General features: G+C 65.2%; 22 protein-coding genes. 7 read left to right on the plus strand and 15 right to left on the minus strand.

What is annotated here, in order from left to right; all coding sequences use genetic code 11:
- Nucleotides 1-47: 47 nt before the first annotated feature.
- Together VFC51_14060 and VFC51_14065 are read left to right on the plus strand one after the other, a co-directional pair.
- Nucleotides 48-1,106, plus strand: a complete 1,059-nt coding sequence (locus VFC51_14060; protein HZT08148.1) for a DUF6282 family protein — start codon at nucleotides 48-50, stop codon at nucleotides 1,104-1,106.
- A gap of 14 nt (nucleotides 1,107-1,120) precedes the next feature.
- Nucleotides 1,121-2,317 carry a Rieske 2Fe-2S domain-containing protein gene (locus VFC51_14065; protein ID HZT08149.1) on the plus strand — a complete coding sequence of 399 codons (1,197 nt, stop codon included), beginning with the start codon at nucleotides 1,121-1,123 and terminating at the stop codon, nucleotides 2,315-2,317.
- Nucleotides 2,318-2,334: 17 nt separating this feature from the next.
- Here VFC51_14065 and VFC51_14070 read toward each other — a convergent pair whose 3' ends face one another.
- A complete protein-coding gene (locus VFC51_14070; GenBank protein HZT08150.1) occupies nucleotides 2,335-2,805 on the minus strand; it encodes a CoA-binding protein in 471 nt (156 codons plus the stop codon).
- Nucleotides 2,806-2,814: 9 nt separating this feature from the next.
- Nucleotides 2,815-3,810, minus strand: a complete 996-nt coding sequence (locus VFC51_14075) for an LLM class flavin-dependent oxidoreductase (protein ID HZT08151.1) — start codon at nucleotides 3,808-3,810, stop codon at nucleotides 2,815-2,817.
- 118 nt (nucleotides 3,811-3,928) lie between these two features.
- On the opposite strand from VFC51_14075, the gene VFC51_14080 reads away from it, so the two are divergent.
- On the plus strand, nucleotides 3,929-4,651 hold the full coding sequence (locus VFC51_14080) for an alpha/beta hydrolase (protein HZT08152.1): 723 nt from the start codon (nucleotides 3,929-3,931) through the stop codon (nucleotides 4,649-4,651).
- Here VFC51_14080 and VFC51_14085 read toward each other — a convergent pair.
- Both VFC51_14085 and VFC51_14090 read right to left on the minus strand, forming a co-directional pair.
- Entirely contained in the window at nucleotides 4,648-5,670 is a 1,023-nt protein-coding gene (locus VFC51_14085; protein HZT08153.1) for an LLM class flavin-dependent oxidoreductase, read from the minus strand. The two genes, VFC51_14080 and VFC51_14085, sit on opposite strands and share 4 nt — an antisense overlap.
- A 2-nt stretch (nucleotides 5,671-5,672) precedes the next feature.
- The gene (locus VFC51_14090; GenBank protein HZT08154.1) at nucleotides 5,673-6,797 is read right to left on the minus strand and encodes an alpha/beta fold hydrolase; all 1,125 of its coding nucleotides are present in this window, start codon (nucleotides 6,795-6,797) and stop codon (nucleotides 5,673-5,675) included.
- Between the two features lie 238 nt (nucleotides 6,798-7,035).
- On the opposite strand from VFC51_14090, the gene VFC51_14095 reads away from it, so the two are divergent.
- From VFC51_14095 to VFC51_14110, 4 genes are read left to right on the plus strand one after another with little or no spacing between them, the layout of a single operon-like run.
- Nucleotides 7,036-7,536: a MaoC family dehydratase gene (locus VFC51_14095; protein HZT08155.1), complete on the plus strand. Its 501-nt coding sequence runs from the start codon at nucleotides 7,036-7,038 to the stop codon at nucleotides 7,534-7,536.
- Nucleotides 7,537-7,538: 2 nt separating this feature from the next.
- Nucleotides 7,539-8,702 (plus strand): acyl-CoA dehydrogenase family protein, encoded by a 1,164-nt coding sequence (locus tag VFC51_14100; GenBank protein HZT08156.1) that lies wholly within the window; start codon nucleotides 7,539-7,541, stop codon nucleotides 8,700-8,702.
- 22 nt (nucleotides 8,703-8,724) lie between these two features.
- A complete protein-coding gene (locus VFC51_14105) occupies nucleotides 8,725-9,672 on the plus strand; it encodes a CoA ester lyase (GenBank protein ID HZT08157.1) in 948 nt (315 codons plus the stop codon).
- Between the two features lie 10 nt (nucleotides 9,673-9,682).
- A complete protein-coding gene (locus tag VFC51_14110; protein ID HZT08158.1) occupies nucleotides 9,683-10,951 on the plus strand; it encodes an SAM-dependent methyltransferase in 1,269 nt (422 codons plus the stop codon).
- Here VFC51_14110 and VFC51_14115 read toward each other — a convergent pair.
- The 11 genes from VFC51_14115 to VFC51_14165 form a co-directional block, all read right to left on the minus strand.
- Nucleotides 10,934-12,562, minus strand: coding sequence for an HD domain-containing phosphohydrolase (locus tag VFC51_14115; protein ID HZT08159.1), 1,629 nt, complete (start codon nucleotides 12,560-12,562; stop codon nucleotides 10,934-10,936). The two genes, VFC51_14110 and VFC51_14115, sit on opposite strands and share 18 nt — an antisense overlap.
- A gap of 15 nt (nucleotides 12,563-12,577) precedes the next feature.
- Nucleotides 12,578-14,020 (minus strand): NADH-quinone oxidoreductase subunit N, encoded by a 1,443-nt coding sequence (locus VFC51_14120; protein ID HZT08160.1) that lies wholly within the window; start codon nucleotides 14,018-14,020, stop codon nucleotides 12,578-12,580.
- Nucleotides 14,021-14,059: 39 nt separating this feature from the next.
- Nucleotides 14,060-15,568: a NuoM family protein gene (locus tag VFC51_14125; protein ID HZT08161.1), complete on the minus strand. Its 1,509-nt coding sequence runs from the start codon at nucleotides 15,566-15,568 to the stop codon at nucleotides 14,060-14,062.
- Between the two features lie 10 nt (nucleotides 15,569-15,578).
- Nucleotides 15,579-17,489 (minus strand): NADH-quinone oxidoreductase subunit L, encoded by a 1,911-nt coding sequence (gene nuoL / locus VFC51_14130; GenBank protein ID HZT08162.1) that lies wholly within the window; start codon nucleotides 17,487-17,489, stop codon nucleotides 15,579-15,581.
- 9 nt (nucleotides 17,490-17,498) lie between these two features.
- On the minus strand, nucleotides 17,499-17,834 hold the full coding sequence (nuoK, locus tag VFC51_14135; GenBank protein HZT08163.1) for an NADH-quinone oxidoreductase subunit NuoK: 336 nt from the start codon (nucleotides 17,832-17,834) through the stop codon (nucleotides 17,499-17,501).
- A gap of 2 nt (nucleotides 17,835-17,836) precedes the next feature.
- Nucleotides 17,837-18,340, minus strand: a complete 504-nt coding sequence (locus tag VFC51_14140; protein ID HZT08164.1) for an NADH-quinone oxidoreductase subunit J — start codon at nucleotides 18,338-18,340, stop codon at nucleotides 17,837-17,839.
- Complete coding sequence (nuoH, locus tag VFC51_14145; GenBank protein ID HZT08165.1) at nucleotides 18,340-19,413, minus strand: NADH-quinone oxidoreductase subunit NuoH; 1,074 nt, start codon at nucleotides 19,411-19,413, stop codon at nucleotides 18,340-18,342. Before nuoH ends, VFC51_14140 begins: the two co-directional genes overlap by 1 nt.
- Nucleotides 19,410-19,970, minus strand: a complete 561-nt coding sequence (locus VFC51_14150) for an NADH-quinone oxidoreductase subunit C (GenBank protein HZT08166.1) — start codon at nucleotides 19,968-19,970, stop codon at nucleotides 19,410-19,412. The genes nuoH and VFC51_14150 overlap by 4 nt, the downstream gene beginning before the upstream one ends.
- A gap of 3 nt (nucleotides 19,971-19,973) precedes the next feature.
- Nucleotides 19,974-20,573, minus strand: coding sequence for an NADH-quinone oxidoreductase subunit B family protein (locus VFC51_14155; GenBank protein ID HZT08167.1), 600 nt, complete (start codon nucleotides 20,571-20,573; stop codon nucleotides 19,974-19,976).
- Nucleotides 20,574-20,576: 3 nt separating this feature from the next.
- Complete coding sequence (locus VFC51_14160; GenBank protein HZT08168.1) at nucleotides 20,577-20,933, minus strand: NADH-quinone oxidoreductase subunit A; 357 nt, start codon at nucleotides 20,931-20,933, stop codon at nucleotides 20,577-20,579.
- A gap of 90 nt (nucleotides 20,934-21,023) precedes the next feature.
- Nucleotides 21,024-22,028 (minus strand): rod shape-determining protein, encoded by a 1,005-nt coding sequence (locus VFC51_14165; GenBank protein HZT08169.1) that lies wholly within the window; start codon nucleotides 22,026-22,028, stop codon nucleotides 21,024-21,026.
- Between the last annotated feature and the right edge of the window lie 9 nt (nucleotides 22,029-22,037).

The raw sequence follows: 22,037 nt of genomic DNA on the forward strand, positions 1-22,037 counted from the left end.
CGAGTCGGCTCGCCGAACCGATAATCGAGCAGAAAGGAACGCAGTGGATGTGTGACTTCTTCATGGATGCTGAGGCGGCCGAGCAGATCATGGTCGGGCGGACGCTCACCCTCGAGCGGGTCCGCCAGCTTAACGCCAAGGACTACTTCTATCAGATGTTGAAGGACAACCCGGAGATCTTGAAGATTCATCCGGGGATCGAGAATGAGCTCCTCGTCGGCGCCATCGACACCCACATCCACGCCTATCCGGATTTCGTGTTTCGCGCGCAGGACATGATCGAGGTCGCCATCGACGCGGCCCGAGCCGGCATGCGGGCCGTCGCGTTTAAAGATCACTGGAACGTAAGCGCGAACGCGGCCTACCTGGTCCAGCGCTACATCGATTCCATGGTGGAGCGTGGGCAGGCGAAGGCCGCGCGCGGCGAGCCGCTCGGACCCGACGATCTGGCGCGGGGAGTGACCGTGTACGGCGGCACGGGCACGTGCCACGGAATGAACCCCGAAGCCGTCCGCATTGCTCTGCAATATCCGAACTTCAAGATGATTTGGTTCCCCACTTTCACCTCCTACGGCTTTTGGCGGGGGGCGGGTCACCCGGAGCACGAGGGCGTGCGGCTCGTCGATGAAACGACCGGGACCGTGCTGCCCGAAGTCGTGCGGATCATGGAGCTGGCGGCCGAGCACCACGTCGGAATCGGCCTCGGCCACACGGACTACCCCGAGTTATTGCCCCTGGTCCGGGCGGCACGCGACATCGGCGCCCGGGTCGTTCTCGACCACCCACTGCTCGAGCTGAACAAACTCCTGCTCGATGAGATGAAGCAGCTAGCGGACCTCGGCGCATATGTCGGGACGTACTGCCAGCCGATGATTCCGAGCTTGTACCAGCCCGTTTGCGACCCGATGGAGACGATCCGCACCATGAAGGAGATCGGGCCGGAGCGCTGCATCATCGGCACAGATTTTGGGCAGGTGATGCACGTGAACTCGCTCGATGGGATGCGCATCTTTCTGCGGGCGCTGCTGGCCTTTGGCATGAGTCGGGACGAGATCTTCATGATGGTCCGGGACAACCCGGCAAAGCTCATGTGGTTGGACGACTGATTCGAGGACGAACGATGCTGACTAAAGAGGAAAACGACCTGCTCACCCGGACGGGGCCGGGAACTCCATGTGGCGACTTCATGCGCCGGTACTGGCAGCCGGTCGCGCTGGCGGAGGAGCTGGAGCCCGACGGTCCGCCCGTCGCCGCGCGGCTGCTCGGCGAAGACCTGGTCGTCTATCGCGATCTCCAGGGGCGGCTGGGCGTCTTGGGCCGCTGGTGCTCGCATCGGGGCACGGACCTCCGCTACGGTAGCGTCGAGGAGGCTGGCCTTCGCTGCGGATATCACGGCTGGCTCTACAATCACGCGGGTCGGTGCCTCGAGCAGCCGCTCGAGCCGCCGGATAGCACGCTCAAGGACGAGATTCAGCACAAGGCGTATCCATGCCAGGAGCACGCTGGAATCATCTTCGCGTATCTCGGTCCTGGAGAGCCGCCGCTGATGCCGAGCTACGAGTTCTTCCAGGTCCCGGAAAGCCAGCGCCGGTGCACCAAGTACGTCCAGGAATGCAATTACCTCCAGGGGGCGGAGGGCAGCGTAGATCCGGTCCAGCTCATCGCGCTGCGGAGGATCCTATCGAGGACGCAGTCGACAGAACTCGCCGACGAGCACCTGGAGGACGAGGTCGCGGTCGAGCCGGAGGAGACCGAATTCGGGATCCGCCTCGTCTCATCGTGGCAGGAATCGCCAGCGGCCATATCTCACGAAGTGCGGAGCTTTATGCTCCCGAGTCTGTGCTGCGTCCCCGGAGTGGGAATCGACGGCTTCTCGGTGCACTGGCACGTGCCCATGGACGACACGCACCACTGGCGATTTGTCATCGCCTTTCGTCGGGACGGGGACCTCAGCGACGAAGACGCTCGACGGAACGGTGTTGAGCGGACGAACGACTATCGCGTCGATCACAGCGCAATCGCTCAGTACCTCCACGAGCAAAACGAGTCGATGCCTGAGCCGAACATCATTGCCTGGACGACGATGCTGGCTGAAAGCCAGGGAGCGATCTACGATCGAACGCAGGAGAACCTGGCCGGCTCAGATCGGGGCATCGTGGCGATGCGTAGCGTCGTGTATGGGGCGATCCAGGACGTTCGCGAGGGCGCGGATCCGCCGCACGTCGTTCGTGACCCAGCCGCCAACCGCTTCCCCGGTATCGACGCGCGGGAGCACGCCATTCCTGCCGGTGACGACGGGCAGCCTGTCGGCGCCTGAGACCTCGCGGGCGGTGGCTAAACGGCGAGCGTACGATCTCGCAGCGCAACAACCCGGCGGTGCTCCACCATCAAACAGCGATCCTGCACCACCTTGATTCCTGCCCGCGCAAGTGTTTCGGCGACCTCATCGTTCCGGATGCCGGTCTGGAACCATACGACTCTGGGCGCCTTGGCAAGGATGTCGGGCACGTGCTGGCCGATGTCCTGAGGTCGACGAAACACGTCGACGATGTCGACTGCGCCTGGGATGTCGACGAGGCGTCGATACACGGCTCGGCCGAGAATCGTGGTGACCTCGGGATAGTAGACCGGGACAGGCATGATCTCGAATCCCGCGGACGCAAGGTAGCTCGGGATGCGAAAGGCGGGCTGGTCCGCCTGCTCGTCAGTCTTGATGCCCAGAACGGCGATTCGGCGCGCCGAGCGGACGATTTCCAGGATCGCGTCGTCGTCCACGATCAGGTTCGCGCGGAAGTCCGCTACCACGGTCGTCTCCTAGATGGCCCAGCTTTCGAGGAAGCGCCGCGTCTCTCCGACGGCGTCGTCGGACGCCGCGACGTACGGAATGATGAGGCGTGTCACACCTGTTTCGAGGTAGGGCTGGAGGCGCTCGCGAGCCTCGTCCACCGTCGTCGCGGCGATCGTCGGCAGCTCCTCGATAAGAGAGTCGGGAACCGCGGCCTGCGCTGCGCGAAAGCCGCTTTCCCGGTAGGCCTCGCGGATGTGCGCCGATTCCTGCGCGAATCCCATCTGGCCAATGAGGTCGCGGTAGAAGTCGGCGATGTTGTAGAAGGCGAGGGCTGCCTTCAGCTTGGCGATGGCCGAGGCCCGATCTGGATGCAAGCAGACTCGCACCTTGGCGATGTACTCGAGCGTCGATGGGTCCCGTCCGGCCGCGGCCGCGCTCTCGCGCACGCGGCCGAATATCTCCCGCAACATCGATGGGTTCGCCATGTTGACCATGATCCCATCGGCGTACCGGCCGGCGAGTCGCGTCATCTGCTCGCCGAGGCCGGCGAAGTAGATGGGGACCTCGGGGTAGCTCGACCGCCAGGATAGCTTGAAGGGCGTGGTCGTGTAGACGTCGCCGTCGTATTCGACGCGATCCCCCCGCGCGACCTGGCGAACGATGTCGGAGTACTCGCGGATCCGGCGCAAGGGCCGGTCGAAGGTGGCGTCGTGCCACGCCGCGATGGTCTTGTTGGACACGCCGAGGCCGATGAGCACTCGTCCGCCGGAGAGGTCGTTCAACGTCGCAGCCTGAATACCCAGGGTGACCGGCGTTCGACCGAACACGTGGTAGACGGCCGTGCCGAGCTTGATGGTGCGGGTGCCCACGGCCATCGCGGAGAGGGACACCATCGGATCGGCGCTGTTGGATTCGCCCTTCCAGATGGCGTCGAAGCCACAATCTTCAGCGACTTTCGCCAGATCGACCATGCTGGTACCGGGGTACACGACGCCCGAATCGAGGTCGAGATCGTAACGCATGGGTGGAGTTCCTCGGTGAAGGGCGGTAGACACCGGTGTTTGAACCCGTGTCTCGGCGGAATGGTGGCATCATACCATGGAGGCGCCTCGCCCTATCTTCCGAGCTGGTGGAACGCTGATGGATATGGTCTTCCTCCACGGAGCGGCGGATAGCGGGGCCGTCTGGGAGCGCCAGGTCCAGCACTTCAGCGCGCGGCACCGAGTCCTCGCGTTGGACCTGCCTGGACATGGGGACCGGCTCGCCGAGACGCCGATCACCAGTGTCGAAGCGTACGTTGGCGAGGTCCTCGCTGCCGTTCGAGCGCACGGCTTCGATCGCCCCGCGCTCATCGGGCACTCGATGGGTGGGGCCGCCGTCCTCCTCGCGGCCCTCGATCACCCGGAGGCGGCGAGCGCGCTGGTGCTGGTCGGGACTGGCGCTCGGCTCCGCATCCGACCGGATCTCATCGAGGCGGCCCGCCAGGTGGCGGAAAGCTCGCCGCCAAGCGCCATCGTCGATCGGCTCGTCACCCTCGACGAAGCGGTGTCGCCGACGGCACCGCGCGAAGTCCGCGACTGGCTTCGGGCCCGATTCGGTCGCGCCACGGGTCGTGCCGTCTACGGAGATTTTCTCGCGACGAGCGGGTTCGACGTGATGGGGCGGCTGGGGGAGATTCAGCTGCCCACGCTGATCGTCGCAGGCGAGGAGGACCGCTGGACCCCACCGAAATTTCAGGAGTACCTGGAACGTTCGATTGCGGGGTCGGCCCGGATCATGTTTGCCGATACGGGCCATTACCCTTTTGTCGAGCGGTCCGAGCGGTTCAATGCCGAGCTGGACCGATTTCTGGAGCGCCTCTAGCGCCAGCTCTCGAGGAATCGCCGCGATTCCCCCACGGCGTCCTCGGTCGTTGGGACGTAGGGGATGACAAGCCGCGTGGCACCGGCTTCCAGGTAGGGCTGGAGCCGATCGCGCACCTCTTCGATGGTCGTGGCGGCAACCATGGGCACGGGAGGCCGCGTCGCGTCACCGTCGAGCATCGCGTCGGGAATGGCGGCCTGGCCGGCGCGGAATCCACCGCGCTCATACGCCTCGCGAACCGCGCGCGCTTCGGCGCCAAATCCCATCGATGCGAACAGCGCGTTGTACCCTTCGCCCTCGGCGCCGGCCAGCATGTAGAAGGTGAGCACCTGCTTGAGCTTCGCCTTCGCCTTGTCGCGGTCGGGGTTCATGCACACGCGCACTTTGATCACGTACTCGAGCTGCTCGGGGTCCCGATTCGCGTCCCGAGCCCCCTGGCTCACCCGTTTCACGATCTCCCGGATCATCGGCGGGTTCGCCATATTCACCACGACGCCATCGGCGTGGCGTCCTGCCAGCCGCGTCATCTGTTCGCCGAGACCGGCGAACAGGATCGGAACCTTCGGGTGGCTCGGTCGCCACGACAGCTTGAACGACGAAGCACGGTAGATCTCGCCCGCGTACTCGACGCGCTCGCCGGTCGCTACCTGGCGAACGATGTCGGCGTATTCCCGGATTCGGCGGATCGGCTTATCGAACGTTCCACTGTGCCAGGACGCGATCGGCTGGTTCGCGACCCCAAGTCCGAGGAGCAGACGCCCGTCCGACAGGTCGTTCAGCGTGGCTGCCTGAATCCCGAGGGTCACAGGCGACCGGCCGAAGATGTGATAGATGGCGGTTCCCAGCTTAATAGAACGAGTCTTGGCCGCCATGGCCGACAGCAAGACGAGGGGATCGGTGCTGTTGGATTCCCCCTTCCAGACAGCGCCGAAGCCGCGGTCCTCGGCCATTTGCGCAAGCTCCACCGCCCCCACGGCAGGATAAAACGCGCCTGAGTCGAACTCCACGTCGAAATTCATCGTTAACCTCGAAGCCTGGCGCTCAGCCAATTCACGATGATGGGCGTCGTCTGCGGCGTGTGCCCCATATGTCCGACGTCGAAGAAACGCGCGCTCTTGGGGTCGCCGTGCTGGAGCAGCAGATAGTGGTCGGCGATGGGAAAGACGGAATCGTGAATGCCGTTGACGCACAGAAGCGGCGCGCATGGACGATCAAGAACCGCCTGGGTGAGGAGGGAGAACCTCGGCGCATTTTCGACCCAGTCGTCGAACGTGGAGAGCCCGAAGGCACACGCCAGCGTCTCCGCCAGCTCGAACGGGTACTCTCCGTGCTGCGACTTCTCGACCCAGTCGGGCAAGAAGGCGAAGTGCGCGCAGCCGCCCTGGTTCACGACTGCGCACAGCCGTTCTTTGTGGGTGTGGGCGAGCTTCGCCGCCCAGTACCCGCCCGTGCTGCCACCGATCACCCCAACACGGCCGTCGTCCAGATCTCGACGCGTCGCGATCCAGTCGAAGACCGCGTCGAACATTCGCTCCGCGTCCTCGGATCCGGCGACCGGCGCATCGGCGACGCCGGGCATATCGACTGCCAGCACTGCAAGGCCGGCGGCGAGAAAGGGGTCGGCCCGACGCTCCTCTTTGAACGAGTCGATCCCGCCGAAGTTGATGAGCACGGGGAGTCGGGCGTCAGCTCGCGGCCGACGAAGCAATCCCACAACGTGGCTCCCCTCCTCAGCACGTCCGTGGAATGGCATCTCGACGCGCTCAATGGGAGGGTCCAGGAGCCGACCGGCCGCGAGGTAGTGCTCCTGTGATCGGCGATACGCCTCGCGCTTAGCGGGCGAGTTGGGCGCCGGATACCGGGCGACGCGGTAGTATCCGTATGCGCGAAGGTGCGCCGCTCGGGCGCGATCGACGTCCCCGGCTGCTTCAGCCTTCGCCGCTTCCTCGACGTGCGGGGCCGCCGCACGACTGAAGGCGGCCGCCCATTCCTCCCGGTCGAGCGAGGTCAAGCCGTCGAAGATGCGCGCGACTTCGCCCGGTTCTGTGTAGTCGAACGGATTTCGTTGCTCCCGCGCGCGCTCGAGCATGATCGTGCGGACCTCTGACAGCGGTCGGACGTAGCGCTGAATCGCGGCTTTGGTCATGGAGACCTCCAAAACAGGAGCGGGCATCGGCATCATGACGGGGTGCGGGCCGCGTGCTATGCGATTCTGGAGGAACGGCGGGCTTCGCGCGAATCCTAGCCCATGCGTGCGAGAGGCCGCAATGCCGGGTCTGGGCGAGATCCGATTGATCGCTGGCCAACCTGGCGTGGCCTGAGATCGGCACGCATCCGCGGACTCCTGAGATAATGGGGCGCGAGATGCGAAGCGAGGTCGAGCCGTGACCCTCAAACCTGGCTGGCAGGGGCGCTATTTCGAGGATTTCGCCGTCGGCGACGTGTACCGATCCCGCATCGGACGTACGGTGACCCAGGCGGACAACATTTGGTTCACGCTGCTGACCAATAACACCAATCAAATTCACTTCAACCAGCATTACGCGGAGCGCACAGAGTTCGGGCGGCCATTGGTGAATAGTGCCCTGACGCTAGCCATCGTCGCGGGGCTCGGCGTGGCCGACACGAGCGAGAACGGATTTGCGCTCGGCTGGGACAAGATCGATCTGCCAAACCCGTTGTTCGAAGGGGAGACCGTTTATTCAGAGAGCGAAGTCGTCGAGGCGCGCGAGTCGAAGTCACGGCCTCAGTGGGGCATCGTGAAGTTTCGGACGCGTGGGATCAAGCAAGATGGGACCGTCGTGATCGAATATACACGCAGCGTGATGGTATGGAAGCGCGCCCACGCGCCGAGCGCCAGCGCGTTTCCCGAGCCCAGGAGCTAGCCGTGGACTTCTCCGCGAGTGAGGAGCACCGGTCGATTCGGTCCGCGATCCGCGAGCTGTGTGCGGATTTCCCGGACGCGTACTGGCGCGCGCTGGACAAGAACCACGCCTACCCGGACGAGTTCGTTCGAGCGTTGACCGAGGGCGGCTGGCTCGGGTGTCTCATCCCCCCCGAGTATGGCGGCTCAGGCGTTGGCATCACGGAAGCCTCGATCATCCTGGAAGAGATCAACCGCTCTGGTGGGAACTCCGCGACCGCCCACGCGCAGATGTACGTGATGGGAACGCTGCTTCGCCATGGATCCGAAGAGCAAAAGCGCCGGTATCTTCCCGATGTCGCCGATGGAAGATTGCGCCTCCAGGCCTTCGCGGTGACCGAGCCGAACGCGGGGTCCGAGACGACCCGCCTCGAGACGACCGCGGTACGCCATGGCGACCGCTACGTCATCAACGGGCAGAAGGTGTTCATCTCGCGTGTCGAGCATTCCGATCTGATGCTTCTGCTGGCCCGCACGACGCCGTACAGCGAGCTGACAGACAAGACGCAGGGGTTGAGCGTTTTCCTTGTCGATCTCCGCGCTGCACCGAAGGACCAGCTCACCATACGCCCGCTCGACATGATGATCAACCATCACACGACCCAGCTCTATTTCCAGGATCTGGAGGTGCCCGCCGAGAATCTGGTCGGCGAAGAGGGGCGGGGGTTTCGCTACATCATCGATGGGTGGAATGCCGAGCGCATCCTGGTCGCGTCGGAGGCGATCGGCGACGGCCGCTGGTTCACAGACCGCGCCGCGCGCTACACCAGCGAGCGAGTTGTGTTCGGAAAGCCCATTGGGGCAAACCAGGGCGTGCAGTTTCCCATTGCGCAAGCGTACGCGCAGATCGAAGCAGCCGACCTGATGCGATTCAAAGCGGCGTGGCTGTTCGATTCCGGCCAACGGTGCGGCGCTGAGGCGAACATGGCAAAGCTCCTCGCGAGCCAGGCCGCGTGGCAGGCGGCCAATGCCACCCTGGACGCGCACGGCGGCTACGGATTCGCCTCCGAGTTCGACGTCGAGCGCAAATTCCGAGAGACTCGGCTCTTTATGACTGCGCCCATCAACAACAACCTCGTGCTGGCATTCATTGGGCAGCACGTGTTGGACATGCCGAGAACGTACTGAGGGCCGGTCCGTCGGAGGAGGCGTGTACCTGCTGGCGCAGTCTGGCGCCAAAGAAAAGAGGGCCCGCCGAAGACCAGAAGAGGAGCGGAAATTGGAGCTGCTGCGATCCTTCATGTTCGTACCGGGGAACAGCGAAAAGATGACCAGCAAGGCTCTCGGCCTGCGAAACCTCGACGTCGCGATGTTCGATCTCGAAGATGGCGTTCCGCACGCTCGAAAGGCGGAGGGGCGCGCGCTTCTGCCGTCCGTCCTCGGCCAGCCGCCGGGCGGGCCGCGGCGCTGGGTCCGCATCAACGCCATCGGAACGGAGAACATGCAGGCCGATCTCGAGGCGGTCGTGCGCGAGGGGCTGGAAGGCCTGGTGCTGCCGAAGGTCGAGACCGCGGAGGACGTGCGCGTGGTAGAGCGATACCTGGACGAGCATGAGGTCGGCGCAGGGCTCGCGCGCGGCTCGGTCGGCATCGTCGCGGCGATCGAGAGCGCTCGGGGACTGCTGAACGCGCCCGCCATCGCTGCGGCTTGCCCACGCATGGTGGGTCTGATGTTCGGGGCGGAAGACTTCGGGCTGGATCTGGGCCTCCCGACGAACCGCGAGGGAGAGGCGCGCGAGCTGCTGTACGCCCGGTCCGCCGTCGTCGTGGCGGCGGCGAGCGCCCACGTGCAGGCGATCGATGGCGTGTGGCCCGATTTCCACGACGAGCAGGGCCTTCGCGCGGACGCAATCCAGGCTCGCAGATTGGGCTTCTCGGGCAAGTCAACCTTCCACCCCGGTCAGATCGACGTGATCAACGAGGTTTTCACCCCGACTGAAGCGGACGCGGCGTACGCGCGTCGCGTCGTTGACGCATTCGAGGAGGCCGAAGCGACCGGCGCCGGCGCGGTGGCGCTGGGCGGACAGCTCGTCGACCGCCCAATCGTCGAACGGGCCCGGCGCGTGCTCGAGCTCTACGCCGCGACCCGTAGGTCGTGAACGATCGCGAATGAGCCTTCGGCCCACGCGGCAATCGTCCTCGCGGATGGCGTCTTCGGCGGGATCGGCCACATCTCTCGTCGTGGGGGAGATCGCGCGGCTGGGTCCGATCTCCTTTGCGCGATTCATGGAGCTGGCGCTCTACGACCCGGCCGTGGGGTACTACGCAGGACGCAGGGCGGGGCCTGGGCGCGACGCCGACTTTCTCACGAGCCCCGAGATCCACCCAGCCTTCTCAGGGCTCATCGCCGCGCAGCTCTTCGAGATGTGGGAAGCGCTGGAGCGTCCGAGACCCTTCTGGCTCATCGAGCTGGGTCCGGGCTCGGGGCGCTTCGCCCGCGACGCGCTCGACGCCATTGAGCGCTGTTTTCCGCCGTTCGCCGCGGCCGTCCATCTCGCCCTTGTTGAGCGCAGCAGCTGTCTGCGCGAGAAACAGGCGCGGGTTCTGGCGCGATGGCGGTCGAGGGTCGAGTGGATCGAATCTTCTCTCGATGATGTCAGCCCGCTCGGCGCGGGATGCGTGTTCGCGAACGAGTTCCTGGACGCGCTGCCCTTCCATCGCGTCGTCATGCGAGGCGCAAGCCTGCGCGAGCGCTACGTCGGGATCGATGGCGGTCGACTGGTCGACGTCGAGGGGCCGCTGTCCGTGCCGGAGATCTTCGACCAGATTCGCGCTGGGGGTGGCCGGCTCGAAGACGGACACGAGGCGGAGGTGAGCCTGTCTGCCCCGGCCTGGCTCGGCGCGGCCCAAGGGCTGGTCTCCCGCGGCTATCACCTGTTGTTCGATTATGGGGAGCCGGCGGATCTCCTGTATGGGGCGCGCCATCCGCGTGGGACCCTTCGCTGCTACCGCTACCAGGTTATGAGCGAGGATCCGCTCGATCTGCCGGGGGGACAAGACATCACGGCTCACGTCGACCTTTCCGCGATCACGCGTGCCGCGGAAGCGCGGGGCGCGCGGCTGCTGGCCGCGACGACGCAGTCGGCGCTCCTGGCGCGGCTCGGGTTGCCAACGGTGGAGCGAATCCTGGCCTCGCGCACGGAGCGCCGCGCCCACGCCTGGGCGCACCGCCGCGCCCTATCGATTTTGTCAGATCGGCGGGAACTGGGTGGGATCAAGGCGCTGCTCTTCGGCAAGGGTGTGCCCGATGCCCGGCTCAGCGGATTCGCAGCGCTTCACTCCGCGCGAGACTACGGCGAGGCGATCGGCGATTGGTGCGCGTCCGCTTGCCGGGATCCTGCGACGCGATGGCAACAGCCACTAGCTGATCGCCCCTGACGTTTCGCGGCGCTGAAGGAACGCCTCCCCCTCACGCTTCAGCACGGCGAGGAAGGCCTGAACCGCCGATGGGTCGAACTGCGTGCCGGATCCCAGAATCAACTCTTGCAGGGCGTCGGCCGGCGCGATTGGAGGTCGGTAGGGTCTGGGGCTGAGCATCGCGTCCATCGCGTGCGCCAGGGAGAGGATCCGCGCCCCCTCGGGGATCTCCTCGGCCGTGAGGCCGGATGGATACCCGCGGCCGTCCCACCGCTCGTGATGCGCGTAGATCGCGTCGAGAACGACCTTGGAGCGGTTGAGCGGATCGATGATTCGGGCAGCAATGCGCGGATGCTGCTTGACGATTTCGAACTCTTCGGGCGTGAGCTGGTCGGCCTTGTCGAGCAGCGCGTCCGGGACGGCGATCTCTCCGACGTCGTGGAGGAGCGCTGCCAGGCCCAGCTCCTCGAGCGCCTTGTCACTCCATCCGAGCTCGCGGGCGATGGCGATGGCGAACCGCGCCGATTCCTCGGCTTGAGCCTTGCTCCCCGGCCGCTTGGCGTCCGCCGCGGCGAGGAGCGCATCCGCGGCCGCAAGCAGCGCCTGCGACGTATCGACGGCGAAGTCGTGGGCGAGCTTGAGCCGAGAGACCTCGCTTCCCAGGATCGCTGCCAGGATCTGATCCTCGGGAAGGTACACGCCGCCCTTCTTGTTGGCGGCAAACAGCGTCGCGCCCCGATTGGAGAGGCTGCGGAGAGGTGTGGCGACAAGGCTGTCGAGCCGCGTGGGATATTGATCTGGCAAGCCGCGCGTCGTCAGATCGTCGCGCCGGGTGAGGACCGTCGGCTGGGAGATGGCGAGCAGGCGAGCCGCGAGCTGATCTGGGGCCGGCACGGCGAGGCGCTCCTTCGTATCCTGGCCATCCGAGACGGTGTAGAGGTCTACTTGGTCTTCCGATGTCTGGATGACCACGCCTGCGAGCTGGGAATCCGAATAGGTTGCCAGGGCCGACGCGGCGGGTGGAAACAGCTCGTCCGCGGTCGATTGGTTCTCCGAGGGGAGCGCGAGGAGCGCGTTCGACGCCTTCCCCGCGAGCTCGCGTACCTGCGCCCCCTCTTCGTCCGGATTTGGGGATAACGTCACGGCGCGAGCGAGCACAGGTAGCATCGCAAAGCTGGTCACCACCAGCATATCGAATTGGCCCATCGCAACGTGGTGATAGATCGCAAAGTGTGCGGCCAGCATCGCCAGCTCGATGAGGAGCGCGTATCCGAACGTGTCGTAGATGGGAAATCGACGCGCGCCTATCCCGACCGCGGCGGCGCCGACACCGACGAGGCCGGGGTTGAGCACCAGCTCGGACCACTGCGCTGCCACTGCCGCGGCGAACAGCGCGTCCAGCGCCGCAGTGGTGTAGGCGAGCCCGGGTGTCCATGCCGTCCGAGTCGCGGCGGCGATCGTGACGATGAGGGTGTAGACGACAAAGGCGACGAGGAGGACCCCTGCGTTCGCTTCGACGAAGCGCGGGAGCTCGGTCTCAGGGCGGATTTGAAGAAAGAAGCCCAGGGCGAGGAGCCATCGAATGAGGCTGAACCAACGCTCCTGGACAAGGCGACCGCGGGCAATGTCCATCACTTCGCGGCGATTCTACCTCGCGAGGGCTACCGCTGCCACATTCTGAGCGGCCAGGAAGGAGCCGGAGACGATCCCGAGAACCAGTACCCCAGCCACGGCGAGGGCAAGCGACACGATGGCCGGTGTGGGTCTGGCTGGCTGCTCGACTTCGGCGACGGCAACGGGCGGGGGGAGCAGATAGATGTCGTGAACGACCTGCGCGTAGTAGTAGAGGGAGATGGCGGAGTTGACGACGGCGATGAGAACGAGCCAGAGGAGCCCGCTCTCCGCGGCCGCCCAGAATACGTAGAGCTTGCCGAAAAATCCGACAAAGGGCGGCAAGCCCGCGAGGGAGAATAGGCTCACGGCAAGTGCGAATGCGAGTCCGGGCGCGCGCTGATGCAGCCCGCGCATGTCGGCGATCCGCTCCGAGCCGGTCAGGCGCGCGACTTCGATCAGTGCGATGAAGGCTGCCAGGTTCGTCGCCGTGTAGGCGATGAGATAGAAGAGGACGGCTGATACGCCCCGGGGGGTGGCTGCCGCCACGCCAACGAGGATGTAGCCCGCCTGCGCGATGCTCGAGTAGGCGAGCATTCTCTTCATATTGGACTGCACGAGGGCGATGACGTTGCCGACCGTCATCGACGCGATGGCGAGGAGCGCGACGAGGAGCGCCCAGTCGCGTTGGGCCGACGGAAGGGCGGTCGAGAGGACGCGAATGGCGACGGCGAAGCCTGCGGACTTAGAGGCAACCGAGAGGAACGCCGTCACCAACGTTGGCGCGCCCTCGTACACATCCGGTGTCCACATCTGAAACGGTACGGCGGAGATCTTGAAGCCGAAACCTGCCAACAGCATGGTAAGGCCGAGGAGCAGCGCGCCGCTCGGGGTCGATCCGAGCGCGCGGGCAATGGCGGCGAACTGGAGCTGACCGGTCAGGCCGTACACGATGGCCATGCCGTAGAGCATGATCGCAGACGAGAGGGCGCTCAGGAGGAAGTATTTCAGACCTGCCTCGGTCGATCGCAGGTCGCGTTTGCGCCAGGCGGAGAGGAACGCGATGGAGAGGCTCGACATCTCGATGGAGATGTACGCGGTAATGAGGTCCGCGGCGGCAGCCATGAACATGAGCGCCGACGTGGCGAGCAGCAAGAGTCCAACGAATTCGGCCCGGTAGCGCGGGCCCTCGTCCAGGAACGACGTTGATGCCAGGAGGACGAGCGCCGTCGCGGCGATGAGGAGCAGCTTGAAGTAGACGGCGAACGAGTCGACCGCGATGCTTCCGTTGAACGTCAAAAGCTGTACGGAGAGCAAAGGCACCGCGGAGATGGCGGAGGCGAGGAGGCCGATCCCGGCAATGGAGAGAACGGTATTGCGCGGGAGGTTTCGCGGGGCAAAGGCGTCGCCCAGGATGACCACCGCCGCGGCAAGGATCAGGATGATCTCGGGGGCCAGGGTTTCGAGGCTTACCCCCACCTCGCTCCTCCTTCCGCGTCGGCCCCGACGGCAAAGGGGCTAGTATCGCGCGGCAATGGGCGCCACCGCCGTGGTGATCATCGAGCCAAGCAGTCCCGGAAAGAGGCCGACGAGCAGGATGACGAAGACGAGCGCGCTGATCGTTACCAGCTCGCGTCCGGACGCGTCGCCGAGATGCTGCCACTCGCCCTTTTGCGGCCCCCAGAAGACGCGCTCGACGAGCCACAACATATACCCGGCCGTGACCGCGATCGTGGCAACGGCGATAACGGTCCCAATGCCCCACCGGGGGAAGCTACCGGTGAAGACGAGAAATTCGGCGATGAACCCGCTCAGCCCGGGTAGCCCGAGCGACGCGAGCGCCGCGACGACGAAGATGACTGCGATGTTGGGCATGCGCGCGGCCAGCCCACCCAGGTGCCCAATGACGCGCGTGTGCGTGCGATCGTAGACGAGCCCCACCATCATGAACAGCAGCCCCGTGATCGTTCCGTGGGTGAACATCTGGAACACCGCGCCTTCCAGCCCGATGGGCGTGAGGGCGGAGGCGCCGAGGACCACGTAGCCCATGTGGGAGATGCTGGAATTCGCGATGACCCGTTTGAGGTCTGACTGCACCATCGCGACGAGGGCGCCGTAGAAGATGTTGATCACTGCGAGGACGGCGAGCGCGAACGCGAATGCGCGCGTCGCGTCCGGGAGGACGCCGACGTTGACGCGGAGGAGCCCGTAGGCGCCCATCTTCAGAAGAACGCCGGCCAGGAGCACGCTCATCGCGGTGGGGGCCTCGGTGTGCGCATCCGGCAGCCATGTATGAAACGGAAAGATCGGGATCTTCACAGCGAACCCGAGGAAGAACAGGAGCCACGCGGCCGTTTGCGCGACCGGGGCGTAGTGTTGCGCCGACAAATAGACGAGATCGAACGACGGGGCAGGCGCGGAAAGGTACAGGACGAAGATCCCGACCAGCATGAAGGCGCTGCCTGCCACGGTGTAGAGAATGAACTTCATGGCGGCGTATTCCCGCCGGTCGCCCCCCCAGATGCCGATCAGGAGAAACATGGGTACCAATTCCATCTCCCAGAACAGGAAGAACAGGAAGAGGTCCAGCGACGAAAAAACCCCACTCACGGCCGTCTCGAGGACGAGGACGAGCCCGAAATAGGCGCGAGGCCGGAGTGTGGTATTCCAGGAGATGAGCACGGCGAGCAGGACGAGGAGGGCGTTCAGGAGAAACATCGGGGCGCTCAGACCGTCCAGCCCAACCGCGTAGTGGACGTTCAGGGCGGGGATCCAGCCGACGGTCGTGACCAGGTGTGGAGCGAGCGTACCAGCGGTTGAGGCACCGGCGAGGGCGGGCGCGGCGAATCCAATGTTCCAGAACAGCGCAACGGCGAAGAGCAGGACCGCGCCGGAGACGAAGACGGCGACCCACCGGGCGGATCCTTCAGCGCCTCGCGGCAAAACGGCGATGAGGACCGCGCCTGCAAGTGGCAGCCAGATGGCCAAGTTGAGCAGCGGGCTCAGCGCGTCGGATTGGAGTGTCATGAGCGCTCCATCATCGCTCCAACCGCAGGCCCGCGAGGAGCACCGCGAGGACGAGGATCCCCGCGAACAGCGCCCAAGCGTAGGTCTGGACCTGGCCGGTCTGGATCCGTCGGAGTGAGCCCCCAATCAGTACCGTGAGCGCGCCGGTGCCATTCACCGCGCCGTCGATGACCTCCGCGTCGAAGGTCGCCGCGAGGCGCCCGATCCCGAGGAAAACGCGCGCCACAAGCCATTCGTACAGGTCGTCCAGGTAGTACCGACGGATCAGGAGTTGATGGAGGGGCGCGATGCGCGCAGAGAGCCCCGCGCCGGCCTCGATTCGTCCCCCGCCGTACATGACCCACGCGATCCCAATCCCGAGCAGCGCCACGATGACTGACGACGTCGCGACGACCGGGTGAAACCCGGTCGATTCGGCGGAGCCACTGACCAACCTCCCGAAAGGGTTGCCGGCAAAGGGCATGCCCCAGAAGCCGCTGATGATACTCGGGATGACGAGGATCACGAGCGATAGGGCCATGCTGATCGGCTCGCCGTGCGACTCGACGTGCCCGGTGCCGCGGAAGCTCCCGCTGAAGGTGAGAAAGATGACCCGAAACATGTAGAACGCGGTCATTCCTACCGTGGCGAGGGCGAGGACAAACAGAATCGGATGGCCGGCAAGCGCCGCCCCGAGGATCTCGTCTTTGCTCCAGAAGCCGCTGAGCGGTGGAAGTCCCGCGAGCGACAGAGCAGCGATGGTCATCGTAATCGTGGTGAGGGGGAGGCGTCGACCGAGGCCTCCCATCTCGAACATCTCGTTGGTCTCCACCAGGTGGATCACGCTGCCGGCGCAGAGGAAGAGCAGGGCCTTGAAGAACGCATGGTTGAAGAGGTGGAACACCCCGGCCGACATCGCCCCGATCCCGATGGCGAGCATCATGTATCCGAGTTGGCTCACGGTGGAGTAGGCGAGGACCCGCTTGATGTCGGTCGATACGAGACCCATTGTCGCGGCGAAGAACGCGGTGAACCCGCCGATCGTCGCCACGACCGCCATCGCGGTCGAGGAATGCTCGAGGATCGGAAACGTCCGGGCCATCAGGTAGACGCCGGCGGCCACCATTGTCGCGGCGTGGATCAGGGCGCTCACCGGAGTCGGGCCCTCCATTGCGTCGGGCAGCCACACGTGAAGGGGAAACTGGGCCGACTTCCCGACGGCTCCGCAGAAGACCAGCAGGATCCCGACAGTCAGCGCGCCCGCTGGAATCCGGCCGTCCGCAGCCATCTGGGCGATGTCCCCAAATGCGAAGGTGCCCGCGTGCCAATACAGAAAAAGGACGCCGAGAAGGAGTCCCACGTCGCCGGCGCGCGTGACGATAAAGGCCTTCTTGGCTGCCTCCGCGGCCGCCGGGCGCTCGTGCCAGTGGCCGATCAACAAGTAGGAGCAGAGCCCGACCAGCTCCCAGAACACGAAGAGCGCCAGGAAGTTATTGGCGAGCACCAGCCCCAGCATCGACATGCTGAAGAGAGACAGAAACGCGTAGTAGCGCGCGAAACCGGAGTCCCCGCGCATGTAGCCCAGGGAATAGATCTGCACGACGAAGCTTATCGACGTTACGACGAGCAGCATCACGGCCGTAAGGGCGTCGACCTGGAAGCCGATCGAAAACGGCTGGGGCGCGGCGCCGGACTGCAGCGCCGCCGCATTCAGCGGAACAATGGGTCCGGCGATGGCCGGCGCCGGAATCCACACGCGGCTCTGCTCGACGTGGCCGCCGGCCAGGACATCCGCGATCACCCCCACGGCCAGGACAAGCGAGACCGCGACGGCGACGATGCTGAGCGCTGCGCTGAAGCCCGGAGAGCGTCGCGCCCCGAGGGAGATGATGACGAAGGCCACGAGCGGACACAGAGGGATCGCCCATGCCACTTCGGCCATCCTCAGCCCCTATCCCTGCAAGCTATTGACCGTGTCGACCGCGACGCTGCGCCGCAAGCGGTACACGGCGATCACGATCGCGAGGCCAACCGCCGCTTCCGCCGCGGCGACGGTCATGATAAAGATCGCGAAGATCTGGCCGCCAAGCGCCGGGCCCTGAGCATGGCGTGCAAACGAGATGAAGGTGACCATCACGCCGTTCAGCATGACTTCAATTGACATAAGGATCTCAATCGCGTTCCGCTTCGTTAGGGCGCCAATCATCCCCAGGGAAAAGAGTGCGGCGCCCAGCACCAGACCGTGCTGGAGCGTGATGGGATACAGCGGAGGCAGCGCGGTCGGCATCGCTACTCCTCGCGGGCGATCACGATCGCCCCGATCATGGCCAGCAGCAGCAGGATCGACGCCAGCTCGAAGGGCAGGCCAAAGGTTGTCAGCAGACCCTCGCCGAGGATCGCGGTCGTCGGCATGTCGACGGGCGTGGGGTTCGAGCGCGGCCACGTGCTACCGAGGAGCACGCCGGTCGTGACGACGAACACCGCCGCGGCAACCGCCACGCCCGCGACCGCTTTACCCGGATCGCGCGCCGTTTCTAAGACGACCTGCTGCGGGGTCAGCATGATCCCAAAGATGATGAGGACCATGATCGCCCCCACGTAGACGAGGATCTGAACGACCGCGAGGAAGTCCGCTCCCAGAACGACGTAGGCGCCCGCCACGCTGGCGAGCACGAGGGTCAAGGAGAGCGCGCTTCGAAAGATGACCCGCGACAGGATCAAGGCGATCGAGCCAAGAATCGCGAGAACGGCGAAGGTGTAGAAGCCGCCCGCGACCAGAAGTTCGGTCGGCATCAGGCGGCCATCGCCCGCAAGCTTACCTCCGCGGCGGTCGCGCCGACGGTGAGGAGCGCGACCGGGAGCGCGACTTTCCACGCTACGCGCATGAGCTGGTCGTAGCGCATGCGCGGCAGCGTCGCCCGAACCCACACGAGTGCGAGGAACACGACGTAGGCCTTGATGAAGAACCAGAGAAATGGTGGCAGGACCGGGCCCGTCCACCCGCCGAAGAAGAGCACGGTGGCCATGGCGGAGACGGCGAAGGTATTCGCGTACTCGGCGAGGAAGAAGAGCGCGAACGCCATTCCGCTGTACTCGGTGTGAAAGCCGGCCACGATCTCTGACTCGGCCTCAGGGAGGTCGAAGGGTGATCGGTTTACTTCGGCGATCCCCGCGATCAGAAAGAGAAGCAGGGCAATGGGTCCGACGGGCAAGAAGAAGACGAACCACGCGACGGATTGCGCCTGCACGATCCCGCCCAGCGACATCGAGCCGGCGATGATCACGGGCACCATGACGATCAGCACCATGGGGATCTCGTAGCTGATCAATTGGGCGGCGGCTCGCATGCCCCCAAGTACCGCGTACTTATTCCCCGACGACCAGCCGGCCGTCAGGATGCCGATGGTCGGAAATGCGCCCATAGCCAGCACGAACAGCACGCCGACGTTCAGGTCGGTGACGCTGAGCCCGGGGCCCCAGGGAATGACCGACCAAACGATCAGGGAGGGCACGAGGACGAGCAGCGGCGCCAGGAGAAACGGGCCCCGATCGGCTTGATAGGGGATGATGATCTCTTTGGCGAGCAGCTTCACCGCGTCGGCGACTGATTGGAGGAGCCCCGCCGGCCCAACGCGGTTGGGCCCAAGCCGCCCCTGCATGAAGCCCACGACGCGTCGCTCGGCCCACACCTGGCTCATGACGATAATAGCCACGAGGGTGGTGACCATCCCGATGGAGAGCGCCGTCACCAGGATGGTGAGGATGGGCTCCGGCAGAATCGCACCCAGAATGGCGGCGACGAGCTGATGCAAATACTGAAATGGGTTACAGATGGGCAGATCCGCGGGGCAACCCAGCCCCGTCATTCGCCCCGTCCGCGGGTCGCGTCGTTTGGTGCGAGCTGCCCCTCGGCGCCGAACCGCAGATGCCGCATCAGAACGTAGTCCGGCTCGATGGAGAAGTCTTTGCGGAGGGGGTGCCCGGGAAAGTCGTCGTCGGTGAGGATGCGCCGCAAGTCCGGGTGTCCAACGAAGTTGATGCCCATCAGATCGTAGACTTCGCGCTCCTGGAACTCGGCTCCCGGCCAGACCTTCGTGAGCGACGGACAATCGGGGATGCCCTCTCTCGGGAGGCTCGCTTTCAACATGACACCGTTGGGGTGCTCCAGCGAAAAGGCGAGGTAGATCACGACGAGCTGGTCCGGGTAGTCGACGGCCGTGACCATCGACAGGTACGCGTAACCGAGATCATCCCGCAGCCTGAGCGCGACGTCTTCGAGACGATCGGCGGGGACCGTGCACTCGAGGTAGCCGTGCACTGGTTCGATGGATGTCTCGATGGAGAGCGAGGCGAGGAGTGCATTCAGACGCGACGTTGCCACCTCGACCGGTGTCGGGGCCGACGCGGATGCCTGCTCCTCCATTCCTTAGCCGCTCGTCCGCTGATTTTCGATCTTTTCCTGCAGCTTCATGATGCCCCACAGCAGGGCGTCCGGCCGCGGCGGGCAACCCGGCACGTGCACGTCGACGGGAACGAAGTTGTCGATCCCCGGTACGGTACTGTACGAGCCCTGGAAGGGTCCGCCGGCGATCGTGCACGTTCCCATGGCAATGACGTACTTTGGCTCAGCCATTTGGTCATAGATTCGCCGCACCGCCGGGGCCATCCTCGTTGTTACCGTGCCCGCGACGATCATGAGATCTGCCTGGCGGGGTGAAGGGCGAAAGACCTCCGCGCCAAAGCGGGAGATGTCGAAGCGCGCCGTCCCCGCGGCCATCATCTCGATGGCGCAACAGGCGAGCCCGAAGGCCACAGGCCAGAGGGATGATTTCCGCGCCCACTTGACCACGCGGTCGACGCTGGTGAGGAGCACGTTGTGTTGAAGCTCCAGCGGCACCTCGCCAACCGGTTCGATTCCCGCGGCCACTAGCCCGTCAAGGCGCGGCGGCCGCACGTGTCGGGCCTGCTCCGCCGACGTGTCGTGGTATCCATTGGAGGGGTTTGATCCATTCCTCGCGTCAGTCATTTGCTAAGTCCATTCGAGCGCTTTCTTGCGCCATGCGTACACATACCCGACGAGCAGCAGGCCGATGAAGATCGCCATCTCCACGAGGGCGAAGGTTCCAAGCTGGCGGTAGGTGACAGCCCAGGGGAACAGGAACACCGCTTCGACGTCGAAGATGACGAAGATCAGCGCGTAGAGATAGAACTGATTCTTGAACTGGATCGAGGTCGGCCCAATCGTCTCCACCCCGCACTCATACGGGGCATTCTTCACGCGGTCGGGATGGCGGGGCACGAAGATCGCGGAGATGATCAGGGGGAGTAGCCCGAAGACGGTCGCGATGACCGCCGCCAGCACGATCGGCCCAAAGGACGTCACCATCGACGCCTCCTCCAGTGGCCTGCGGCCCTTTGAGTATAGCGACGGGTTCGAAGGGCCAGCAAGGCGACCAGGAGCGGCGTCACCGTCGGCTCACGCGGATGTCAAACAGTCGCGGAAGATGTGGAAGTTCTCCAGCGCCCTGCCGGCGCCGATGGCGACCGCGGACAGTGGGTCCTCGGCGACGTAAGCCGCGACGCCGATCTCGCGCGCGAAGAGCGTGTCCAGGTTGCGCACCAGGGCCCCTCCTCCGGTGAGCAGCATGCCACGGTCGGCGATATCGGCGGCCAGCTCGGGCGGAGTCTGCTCCAGCACGGCCTTCGCGTTCCCCACGATAAGCCCCAGGGTCTCCGATATCGCCTCAGTGATGTCCGTCGACGTGAGGACCATGGTCTTGGGCAATCCCTCGACCTGGTCCCGCCCCCGGACCTCGAGCTCCAGCTCTTGAGGCAGTGGGAGCGCGCTCCCGATCTGAATCTTGATCTCTTCGGCGGTGCGCTCGCCGATGATCAGGTTGTGCTTCTTCTTGACGTACGTCGCGATCACGTCGTCGATCCTGTTCCCGCCGATGCGGATGCTGCTGCTGACGACGATGTCGTTGAGGGAGATGATGGCCGCCTCGCTGGTGCCGCCGCCGATGTCGACGATCATGTTCCCGCTGGGGCTCGAGATCGGCACGCCCGCGCCGATCGCCGCCGCTAGCGGCTCGGCGATGAGGTGCGCCTCGCGCGCCCCCGCCTGGAGGGTGGCGTCGATGACCGCGCGGCTCTCGATCCCGGTCACGCCGACCGGGATGCAGATCATCACGCTGGGCTTGAACAGGTGGAAGCGGCCCGTCACCTTGCGAATGAAGTACCGCAACATCGCCTGGGTAATCATGTAGTCCGCGATCACACCGTCGCGCATGGGTCGGGTCACGATCACGCGCCCGGGCGTGCGGCCCAGCCTCTGCCGGGCCTCGGTGCCCACGGCGAGCACCTTGGAATCGCTGGCGGAGTAGGCCACCACGGATGGCTCGTTGAGTACGATGCCGCGGCCTTTGACGTAAACCAGGACGTTCGCGGTGCCGAGATCGATGCCGATGGCTTTGCCGAACACGGTGAGTCC

The sequence above is a fragment of the Chloroflexota bacterium genome, from assembly GCA_035652535.1.
Taxonomy (GTDB): domain Bacteria; phylum Chloroflexota; class UBA6077; order UBA6077; family SHYK01; genus DASRDP01.